Source organism: Sphingomonas sp. (assembly GCF_040398505.1).
GTDB lineage: Bacteria > Pseudomonadota > Alphaproteobacteria > Sphingomonadales > Sphingomonadaceae > Sphingomonas.
The window spans coordinates 1-9,774 of record NZ_JBBATX010000094.1 but is presented as its reverse complement, the minus strand read 5'-3'; the positions used below and the strand labels follow the sequence as shown (position 1 = coordinate 9,774).

The 9,774-nt window shown below is 65.9% G+C and carries 12 protein-coding genes and 1 tRNA gene; 4 read left to right on the top strand and 9 right to left on the bottom strand.

The window, feature by feature from the left end; translation table 11 throughout:
• Positions 1-3 precede the first annotated feature (3 nt).
• Positions 4-96: transfer RNA gene (locus ABWP09_RS11375), tRNA-Ser, on the bottom strand.
• Positions 97-256: 160 nt separating this feature from the next.
• On the opposite strand from ABWP09_RS11375, the gene ABWP09_RS11370 reads away from it, so the two are divergent.
• The 3 genes from ABWP09_RS11370 (at position 257) to ABWP09_RS11360 (ending at position 1,757) form a co-directional block, all read left to right on the top strand.
• Positions 257-1,081: a DUF1134 domain-containing protein gene (locus tag ABWP09_RS11370; protein ID WP_502959793.1), complete on the top strand. Its 825-nt coding sequence runs from the start codon at positions 257-259 to the stop codon at positions 1,079-1,081.
• A gap of 116 nt (positions 1,082-1,197) precedes the next feature.
• Positions 1,198-1,611 (top strand): DoxX family protein, encoded by a 414-nt coding sequence (locus tag ABWP09_RS11365; RefSeq protein WP_353205253.1) that lies wholly within the window; start codon positions 1,198-1,200, stop codon positions 1,609-1,611.
• A complete protein-coding gene (locus ABWP09_RS11360; protein ID WP_353205252.1) occupies positions 1,608-1,757 on the top strand; it encodes a hypothetical protein in 150 nt (49 codons plus the stop codon). Before ABWP09_RS11365 ends, ABWP09_RS11360 begins: the two co-directional genes overlap by 4 nt.
• Positions 1,758-1,766: 9 nt before the next feature.
• On the opposite strand, the gene pyrC is transcribed toward ABWP09_RS11360, so the two are convergent.
• Positions 1,767-2,810 (bottom strand): dihydroorotase, encoded by a 1,044-nt coding sequence (gene pyrC, locus ABWP09_RS11355; protein WP_353205251.1) that lies wholly within the window; start codon positions 2,808-2,810, stop codon positions 1,767-1,769.
• Between the two features lie 78 nt (positions 2,811-2,888).
• Between pyrC and ygfZ the strand changes: the two genes are divergently transcribed.
• The gene (gene ygfZ / locus ABWP09_RS11350; protein WP_353205250.1) at positions 2,889-3,629 is read left to right on the top strand and encodes a CAF17-like 4Fe-4S cluster assembly/insertion protein YgfZ; all 741 of its coding nucleotides are present in this window, start codon (positions 2,889-2,891) and stop codon (positions 3,627-3,629) included.
• A 30-nt stretch (positions 3,630-3,659) separates the two neighbouring features.
• On the opposite strand, the gene ABWP09_RS11345 is transcribed toward ygfZ, so the two are convergent.
• From ABWP09_RS11345 to ABWP09_RS11315, 7 genes are all read right to left on the bottom strand, one after another.
• The gene (locus tag ABWP09_RS11345; RefSeq protein ID WP_353205249.1) at positions 3,660-4,961 is read right to left on the bottom strand and encodes a UDP-glucose dehydrogenase family protein; all 1,302 of its coding nucleotides are present in this window, start codon (positions 4,959-4,961) and stop codon (positions 3,660-3,662) included.
• A 243-nt stretch (positions 4,962-5,204) separates the two neighbouring features.
• The gene (locus tag ABWP09_RS11340) at positions 5,205-6,338 is read right to left on the bottom strand and encodes an OmpA family protein (RefSeq protein ID WP_353205248.1); all 1,134 of its coding nucleotides are present in this window, start codon (positions 6,336-6,338) and stop codon (positions 5,205-5,207) included.
• A 140-nt stretch (positions 6,339-6,478) separates the two neighbouring features.
• Entirely contained in the window at positions 6,479-6,982 is a 504-nt protein-coding gene (locus ABWP09_RS11335) for a DUF2793 domain-containing protein (RefSeq protein WP_353205247.1), read from the bottom strand.
• A gap of 12 nt (positions 6,983-6,994) precedes the next feature.
• The gene (locus tag ABWP09_RS11330) at positions 6,995-7,252 is read right to left on the bottom strand and encodes a hypothetical protein (protein ID WP_353205246.1); all 258 of its coding nucleotides are present in this window, start codon (positions 7,250-7,252) and stop codon (positions 6,995-6,997) included.
• 32 nt (positions 7,253-7,284) lie between these two features.
• Positions 7,285-7,728: a hypothetical protein gene (locus ABWP09_RS11325; RefSeq protein WP_353205245.1), complete on the bottom strand. Its 444-nt coding sequence runs from the start codon at positions 7,726-7,728 to the stop codon at positions 7,285-7,287.
• Between the two features lie 30 nt (positions 7,729-7,758).
• Complete coding sequence (locus ABWP09_RS11320) at positions 7,759-8,424, bottom strand: polyamine aminopropyltransferase (RefSeq protein WP_353205255.1); 666 nt, start codon at positions 8,422-8,424, stop codon at positions 7,759-7,761.
• A 151-nt stretch (positions 8,425-8,575) separates the two neighbouring features.
• Positions 8,576-9,774 (bottom strand): DNA-packaging protein (locus ABWP09_RS11315; RefSeq protein ID WP_353205244.1); only part of this gene is annotated, 1,199 nt, incomplete at its 5' end.

The following is a 9,774-nucleotide window of genomic DNA, read 5'->3' as shown; positions in this document are numbered from 1 at the left end:
AGCTGGCGGAGACGGAGGGATTCGAACCCTCGGTGGGAGTAAACCCCCCACGGCGGTTTAGCAAACCGCTGGTTTCAGCCACTCACCCACGTCTCCGGATCACAGCGAGACGCGGCTATAGCCGCGCCTGCGTTTGTGATCAACCACGCATGATAAAGGCGCTAGGCGCGAAATCGACTCGGTTGGTCGCGCCGTTCATTGTCGGGACAGGCTGCGCGGCGCTACCGTTGCTTCCTCAGTTCCGGGGGAGACGATGATGCGGCGGCCAACGACAGAATTTGCAAGAAAGAGCGTCATGCTCGTCGTTGCGATTGCGACGGCGAGCGCGCCGCTTGCCGCGCAACACGTGCGCACGATCGATCCGAATCAGGCGATCGATGCGGATTTGCGCGCGCGCGGCACCCCCCGCGCGCCGCAAACCAGCGATCCCGCCGTGCCGTCTGCCACACCGACCGACCCCAACCTCCAGCGCTATCCCGATGCGCCGCAATCGAGCGATCCAATGCCCGCCCAACCGGCACCAGCGCCAGCAGCGGCGGGTGAGCAAGGTGCCCAGACAATCGCGCGCGACGGGGCCGATGCCGAATCGGCGGCGAGCCAGACGTTTCAGGAGCAGGAGTTGCTGCGCGCCGCCGAGACCACGTTCGGCAAGGGCGCGTCGGGGTTGGCTGGCATCCTTGAGCGGACGCTCAAGGAACAGGGCCGCCCCAATGCCTATATCGCCGGACGCGAGGCGTCGGGCGCGGTCGTCGTCGGTCTGCGCTATGGCAACGGCACGTTGTTTCACAAGGTCGAGGGTCAGCAGCCGGTCTATTGGACCGGTCCGTCGGTCGGGTTCGATCTCGGCGGCGACGCCAACAAGGTCTTCGTGCTTGTCTACAATCTCTACGATACCGAGGAATTGTATCACCGCTTCCCCGCAGCCGAGGGTCGGCTCTATTTCGTCGGCGGGTTCGCCGCGACCTATTTGCGGCGCGGCAATACGGTGCTGATCCCGATCCGGCTGGGCGTCGGCTGGCGGCAGGGCGTCAACGTCGGCTATATGAAGTTCAGCCATAAATCGAAGTGGTTTCCGTTCTAGGCGCAGCGCGGCAGGTGGCAACGCCCGCCTGACTCGCGCAAGCCCGGCCGACGGGGCTTGCCCCGGTCGACGACGCGGGCTTTGCCCGTGTCCTGCACACGCGCTACGCTGCTCTGATGCTGCTCGCCACCACCCGCCAGATCCTCCGCGCGCTCCTCGCCGCTGCCTATCTCCTGGCCGGCGCGCTCCACATCCTCAAACCCGCGCCGTTCCTCGGCATCACCCCCGCCTGGGTCCCCTACGCCCCCCATGTCATCCTCATCACCGGCCTGTGCGAAGTCGCAGGCGCGATCGGGCTGTTCGTGCCGCGGCTGCGCTGGTGGGCGGGTGTGCTGCTGGCGGCCTATGCGGTGTGCGTCTATCCGGCGAATGTGAAACACGCGCTCGATTATATCGCGTATGGCACTGGCGGCCTGAGCCTGTGGTACCATATCCCGCGTCTGGCGTTTCAACCGGTGATCGTGTGGTGGGCGTTGTTCGCCGGCGCGGTCATTGACTGGCCGTTCAAGCCCCGGAGTGCGCGCGCATGAGCATCGACGACACGATCATCGACACCCCCGATGGCCCGATGACCTTCGCGCAGTGGAAAAAGAAGCACCCGGTGCAAATCCCCTCGCGTCGCACCAAGGGCAAGGATCTTCCGGTCAAGGTCAAGCGCTTCACCGATCCGAAATAAGCGCCGGTTTCAGGCCGGATCGACCAGCCGCCAAGCGAGCGTTTCCCCGGCATGGAACGGCACCACCGCCGTCTCTCCGGCACCGACACGATCGGGCACGTCGACCGCACCGCGCTCTAGTGTCACTGTGCCTTCATTGAGCGGCAAGCCATAAAAGCGCGGGCCATATTCGGACGCAAAGCCCGCGAGCCGGTCGAGCGCGCCCTCCTCGTCAAACACCGCTGCATAGCTTTCGAGCGCATAAGGCGCGTTGAAAATCCCCGCACAGCCGCACGCCGCCTCCTTACGTTCAATCTCGTGCGGGGCGCTGTCGGTGCCCAGGAAGAAGCCCGGCGCGCCCGAAACCGCGGCTGCGCGCACCGCGAGACGATGCCGCTCGCGCTTCACCACCGGCAGGCAATAGGCATGCGGGCGAAGCCCACCGTCGAACAGCGCATTGCGGTTGAGCTGAAGGTGCTGCGGGGTGATCGTCGCAGCGACGTTCGGCCCGCTCGCCGCCACGAAATCGACCGCCTCGGCGGTTGTGATGTGTTCGAACACGATCTTCAACGCCGGGAAATCGCGCACTAGCGGCGCGAGCGTGCGCTCGACGAACACCGCCTCGCGGTCGAAAATGTCGATCTCGCGGTCGGTCACTTCGCCGTGGATCAGCAGCGGCATACCGATCCGTTGCAGCGTCGCGAGCACGACGCGCAGTGCGCGGATATCGGTCACGCCGTGGCTGGAATTGGTCGTCGCATGCGCCGGGTACAGCTTGCACGCGGCCCACACACCGTCGGCAAAGCCGCGCGCGATCTCCTCAGCATCGGCATCGTCGGTCAAGTAACACGTCATCAACGGTGTAAAATCGATGCCCGCAGGCACCGCCGCGAGGATCCGCGCGCGATAGTCTTCCGCCGCCGCGATCCGCGTCACCGGGGGCGAAAGGTTGGGCATGACGATCGCGCGCGCGAACTGGCGCGCGGTATAGGGTACGACCGCGCGGAGCATCGCGCCATCACGCAAATGCACATGCCAGTCATCGGGGCGGCGGATCGTCAGGCGCTCGGTCATATCCTTGCCTAGCGCGGCCTCGAGCGAATCGCCAGTCGCGCCATTGCGACCGCGGGTTACGACGCCTAGCTAAAGGGCATGACAGCCACCACCCTCCCCGATCGCGCCGTGCTCCGGGTGGCCGGAGACGATCCGCGCGGCTTCCTGCAAGGCCTCGTCACGCAGGACACCGCAAGCGTCACCCCGACCACGCCGCGTTATGGTGGCTTGCTTACCCCGCAAGGCAAGGCGCTGTTCGATTTCATCCTGTGGGCTGACGCGAACGACGCCGTGGCCGAGACGCTCCTGATCGATTGCGAAGCCAGCGTCGCCGATGCCCTCGCGCGCCGCCTCACGCTATACCGTCTGCGCCGCGCAATCACGATCGAGCGCACCGAGATTGCCGTGCATTGGTCCCCTGAACCCGGTCAGGGCATTCCTGACCCGCGCCTGCCAGAGCTCGGCCACCGTTGGCTCGGCGAACCCGGCGCGCTCGCCACCGATTGGGTGCAGCACCGCCTCGCACTCGGCGTCACCGAGGGCGTCGCCGAACTCGGCAGCGACCAGACGCTGTGGCTGGAAACCAACGCGCGCGAACTGAACGGCGTCAGCTTCACCAAAGGCTGTTACGTCGGGCAGGAAAACACCGCGCGCATGCACCATCGTGCCAAGGTCAACCGCCGCCTGGTCGTCGCACCCCTGACCGAACCCGGCGACCGCACCCGCGCAACCTATCCCGAACTCGGCCTGATGGTCGAACTCCGCCGCGTCGAGGCATTTGGTGATGCGATGATACCTGCGTGGTTGGCAGCGGCGCTTGCCGAGACCGCCGAAGCCTGATCCCCTTTCCCGACGGAAAGGGGCCGTGCGTCACCGCCCGATCGAACTATACGCGAATCCGGCCTTTTCCACGTCGCTCGCGCGATAAACGTTGCGCAAATCGACCATGACCGGCGCTGCCATGGTGTCCGCGAGGCGCTTGAGGTCGAGCGCGCGGTAAATGTCCCATTCGGTGACGATCACCACCGCATCCGCGCCTGCCGCCGCTTCATAGGCGTCGCCGCAATAGGCCACGTCAGGCATCATGCCCTTGGCGATTTGCATCCCCTCGGGATCGTGCGCGCGCACATTCGCGCCCGCATCGCGCAAGCTCTGCACAATCGCCAGACTCGGCGCGTCGCGCATGTCGTCGGTATTGGGCTTGAAGGTCAGCCCGAGCACCGCGACGGTCTTGCCTTTGGCGTCACCGCCCAGCGCGGTGATCACCTTTCGCCCCATCGCGCGCTTGCGCGTGTCGTTGACTTGCACCACCGCCTCGACGATCCGCACCGGCGTTTCATAATCCTCGGCGGTCTTGAGCAAAGCGAGCGTATCCTTGGGGAAGCATGACCCGCCATAGCCAGGCCCGGCATGCAGGAACTTCGACCCGATCCGGTTATCGAGCCCGATCCCGCGCGACACATCCTGCACGTTGGCGCCGACCGCTTCGCACAGATCGGCGATTTCGTTGATGAAGGTGATCTTGGTCGCGAGAAACGCGTTGGCGGCATATTTGATCAGTTCGGAAGTGCGCCTGCCGGTGAACAGGATCGGACTCTCGTTGAGATAGAGCGGACGGTAGACATCGCGCATCACTTGCTGCGCGCGCGCATCCTCGGTGCCGATCACGATCCGGTCGGGGCGCTTGAAGTCGCCGATCGCCGCCCCTTCGCGCAGGAATTCGGGGTTGGAGACGACCGCGATCGGGAAATCACCGGCCAGCTCGCTCAAAATCTCCTCGACCTTGTCGCCGGTCCCGACCGGCACGGTCGATTTGGTCACGATGACCACCGGCCCGTCAATCGCCTCGGCGATTTCACGCGTCGCGGCAAAGACATAGGACAAATCGGCATGGCCATCCCCACGCCGCGAAGGCGTGCCGACCGCGATGAACACCGCATCGGCCCCGGCGACCGCCGCCTTGAGATCGGTCGTGAACTTCAGCCGGCCGGCGGCAACGTTGGTCGCGACCAGCGTGTCGAGCCCAGGCTCGAAGATCGGCATCTTGCCCGCTTGGAGCGCTGCGATCTTGCCCGCATCCTTGTCGACGCAAATCACGTCATGTCCGAAATCCGAAAAGCATGCGCCCGATACCAGGCCGACATAGCCCGAGCCGATCATTGTAATCCGCATGATGCTCCCCTTACCTCGCCAACGGTCGGCGCTCCGTGTTTCGGATCGCCCGCCCCAGTGTCGCCGCTCGCTCTAACCGATCACTTCGCAAATGCCAGCCCTGTGTGCGCTGCAACATGGTCGCGCCGGGATCGTGCGATCAACACCGAGACGAAGATCGAGAGCGTCGTACCACTCGCACGAAAAAGGGGAGACCAGCCATGGCTGATCTCCCCAATTTTTCGACATTAGGTCGGGTCGGACTTAGTTGCCTGAACCCGGACCGTAAGTCACTTCGACGCGACGGTTCTGAACCTCACGAACGCCATCGGCAGTCTCGACGCGCGGACGGCTCTCGCCGAACGCTTCCGAGGTGATGACGCCAGCAGGGATCGAATGCGCGGTCAGGTAAGCCTGAACCGAGTCATCGCGACGCTGCGACAAGCCAACGTTGTAAGCGGGCGAACCCGACTTATCGGCGTGACCGGCCAGCATGACCTTCGCGCTACCGCAGTTCTGATACTGCGCAATCGCGCCGTCCAGAATGGCTGCTGCCTCAGGCGTAACGTCCGACTTGTCCCATTCGAAGAACACGATGAACGGGCCAGGCGAGCAAACCGGAGCTGGCGGCGGCGGCGGAGGGGTAGGCTCCGGCGGCGGCGGTGGGGGCGGGGGTGGCGGCGGCGGGGGCGGCGGGGGTGCCGCCGGCTCGCCGAAATTGTAGGTCAGGCCACCAAGCAGGCTGTGCGTACGGAACTTACCGTTGAACGACGTCCCTGCCACGTTGACCAACTTGACGTTGTCCGCAGTAAAGAAACGATACTTCAAGGTTGCATCGATATGCTTCGTGATCGGCGCGCGAACGCCGGCCAGGCCCTGATAAGCGAACACAGTGTCGCTGTCGTCGAGGAAGTTCTGACGCGTGTTGAGCTGCGCTTGCACCTTCACGCGGGCAACGCCGACACCGCCGCCGACAAAGCCTTGGATGCCATCGTCGTCACCGAAATCGATGAGGCCGTTCACCATGAAGCTTAGCGCCGAACTGCGGCCGCCGGCATAGTCATAGGTGCCTGGAACGAGGAGCGCAGTGCGTCCCGTCGCTGCAAGAACCGGAGTCGAAACGCTCGAGCGATACGAATCGATTGTCGCCGCCTTGTAGCCGACTTCGGCTTCAAGCCGGAAGCGGCCCAGGTCATACCCGATCACACCATCGACGTCGTAGCCGTAATTGTGATCGACGTTACCAGCGGCCTTAACGGTGCCGATATCAAACTTAATGTCTTCCACGATCATGGCGCCACCTTCGACGCCCACGTACCACGAATTATCGCGTGCGAGGGCTGGTGTGGCGACGAGAGCAGTGGAGGCAAGCGCCATAGCAACGGCAAGCTTCCGCATAAAAATCCCCTTCTTCTGGTTGTCACTCGGACAGCGCTAACTCCCTACCCAATGCTTGGTTTCCACGCAAGCGCACAAATACACGGGCTGTGGCCGATCGGCCACAGCCAAGGGGAGCAGTGGCCGTCGGGCCCGCAGGGTCAGCGCGCGATCAATCCGTGTGTTCGCAGTGCAGCAAGAATCGAGATAATCGCGGCACGCGCCGCTGCATCCGTGGTGCTACCACCCGCGGGGTCGGCGATCGCCGCTTGCCGCGCACCAACCACCACATTTCCGCCCAGCACCACCTCCGTTCCGCTGACGCGCCCGACGGTCCACGCCCCGTCTGAAAAGCGGGCAATTGCGCCGTCGACAAGGCTCCAGGCGGCCATGCCGTCGCGCGCCGCGATGAAGCGCCAGCCCGCCTCACTCCATCCGGCAAGCGCCTGTGCCTGCCCGGTCCACGCCCCGCTCGGCGCGGTGCCGATCACCCAGCATATGCCGGCCACGGGCGCTGTCGGCGGCGCGTTCATCCCCACCGATTCGACCACTGGCTGCACCGCAAGATCGAGCAGCGTCAGTGCTTCGTTATGAAACATTTCCTTCTGCGCCTGCCCGCTCTGCAGCAACGGCAGGCCCAATCGCACGCTTGTTTCATCGCTCACGCTCGCTCTCCCTTACATCGTCCAGTCCGGAACATGGATCGACGCAGCGGTCGATTCGCCGTGCGCGCCGACCTGCCGGACCGCAAGCGTCACCCCGCTCGCCCGCTCCGCGCGCGCCACCACGAACAGGGGCGCTATGGTCTCGATCGTACGCGCACGCCCGTCGCCCGATACCAAAGTCACCCTGTACGCCTCGCGCTCCTCGCCCAGCGGGGCATCGACTCCATCGATCCAGCGCCAGCCAAGTCTGCTGCGGCGCAGCCATCGCACTGCAGCATCACCGTCGCCAATTTCGCGCCACTTCAGTCCAGCCGGCGAAGGCGGCAGGATCGAACCACCGCGTACCGCCACCCTAACCTCCGCCGGCGCCGCGACGTCGCCGGGTCCCGAAGCGATGATCCGCACCTCGCCGCCCAACGTCGAAAGCGGAAGGTCGAGCGACAGGACCGATTGCCGTGGAGCAGCAAATGCCCCGCCACCGTTGCGGTCAGCGCTTGCCCGGCCGAACGCGCCTGCACCAGCGCCAGCACCTCGGGCGCGGCGGCAATCGGCGCATCGCCCACCGCATCGGCGATCATCCGCACCGCGCGTTGCGCAATCGCATTGCGCAAATATAGCGCGCGCATTTGCCCCTCATAGCTCATCGGGACATCGCCCACCGCCCCAGCCGCGAAGCGCGCGCGTCGAAACTCGAGCGCCGGACGCGATTCCTCGCGCCCAGCCGCCTTGCGACCGAACATTTTCATACTGCGGTCCTTTATGTGGAGCCGCGCGCCTCAGCGCGCGCGCGCAAACCAGATCACGTGCCGCGGACCCTTGCCGTTCGACCGCGCCTTCACCGCAACTTCCTCAACCGCGAAACCCGCGTCGTTCAGCCGCCGCACAAACTTCGCATCGGGCCCGGCCGACCACACCGCGAGCACGCCGCCCGGTGCCAGAGCCGCCTTCGCCGCCGCCAGCCCGCGCGGGGCGTAGAGCCGGCCATTCTCGGCGCGCACCAGCCCGTCGGGGCCATTGTCGACGTCGAGCAGGATCGCGTCATAGCCCCCCGCACGAATGACATCCGCGACATCGCCCTCGACCAGACGAACGCGCGGATCATCGAGACACCCCGCCGCCACCGCCGCCATCGGCCCGCGCGCCCAGGCGATGATCTCGGGCACCAATTCGGCCACCGTCACCACCGCCGCCGGACCCACCGCACCCAGCACCGCGCGCAGCGTAAACCCCATGCCATACCCGCCGATCAGCACGCGCGGCGCCTTCACGCCCGCGATCCGCTCCAGCGCCAGCGTCGCCAGCGCGATCTCCGACCCGTTCATCCGCGTGCTCATCAATTCGTTGCGGTCGACGACGATCATGAAATCGCCGCCGCGCGCATAGAGCGACATTTCGTCCCCGCCGGGGATCGTCGCCCGACCGATCAATTCGCGCGGCACCATCAAATTCTCCAAAGCGCCGCAGGCATCGGCCTTATCCGTCTCGTGTCTTCTTGCTTTGTGCCTTTGTGTCTTTGTGTGAGAAAATTCCACCTCACACAAAGACACAAAGCCGCAAAAGCTTATGGCGCTAGCGCGCGGCCCCCGCCGCGTCTCACAACTGCCGCACCCGCGCCGCCTTGCGCTTCTTGAGCAACAGCTCGCGCAGCGCCCACACCAAGGCATCCGCCCGGTCGGGCGATCCGCCCGGCCCGTCATACCCCCCGCCGATCACGAAGCCGCACAGTTCGTCCTCGAGATCGGGGAACGCCCCGACATGACTGACCCGGCCCTGCTCGTACAGCATCGACACCGGCTCGGCCCGCAGCGTTTTGCCCTGCGCGGCATGGACCAAAGCCAGCGGCAGCGCAGCATCGGCCGCGAACAAAACGCTCGCCACCATCGAACCGCCTTGATTCTTCTCGGCGATCACGCGGTCCGCCCGATGCCGCGTGGCACAGCGCACCACCGCGCGCGCCCAGCCCTCGGGCGAGAGACCCCGCACGCTCGCATCCTCGAGCACATAGCCGCGTCCCTCCTCGCCCAGCCCCACCGCAACGATCCCGCACGCATCGCCCTCCGCACTCGCCGGCGGATCGACCGCCACGACGCTGCGCACCAGCGCCGGCGCGGCGCCCACGCGGCACGCCTCGAACATGCTGCGCGACCACAACGCCCCCACCACATCCTCGAGCAACTCCCCCGCAATCTCCTGCCGCCCCAGCCGCGTGCCACCGAACTGCGCTTCGATGCTGCTGAGAAAGCTCCCCGGCAAATGCGGATTGTCATGGCTCGACCCGCGCGTCTCGACCGTGTCCTTCGACGCCATGATCCGCCGCAGCAGATTGATCGGCCTGGGCGTCGTCGTCACCAGCGTCCGCGCGTCCTCCCGCCCGCGCATCGTCAGCATCAGATTGTCCCACGCCGCATCGCCATAGCGCCACTTGGCCAGCTCGTCGCACCACGCCGCGACATGCTCCGGCCCGCGCAATTTCTCGGGCGCCGCCGCCGAAAAGATCGCCGCCACCGCGCCCGTCCCGAAATGCACTTCGCCCGCCTCGCGGCGATAGTCGATCGTATCGCCGCCCTGCGCCACCGCGAGCAGCCCCGATTCGCCCTCGATCATCACGCGCCGCACGTCCTGCGCGGTCGCCCCGACCAAGGCGATCCGCGCTTTCGCGGTGGTCCGCGCGATCTCGCTCACCCACTCCGCCCCCGCCCGCGTCTTGCCAAAGCCTCGACCCGCGCGGATCAGCCACACCCGCCAATCCCCCGGCGGCGCGATCTGCCCGCGATGCGCCCACAGCCACCAGG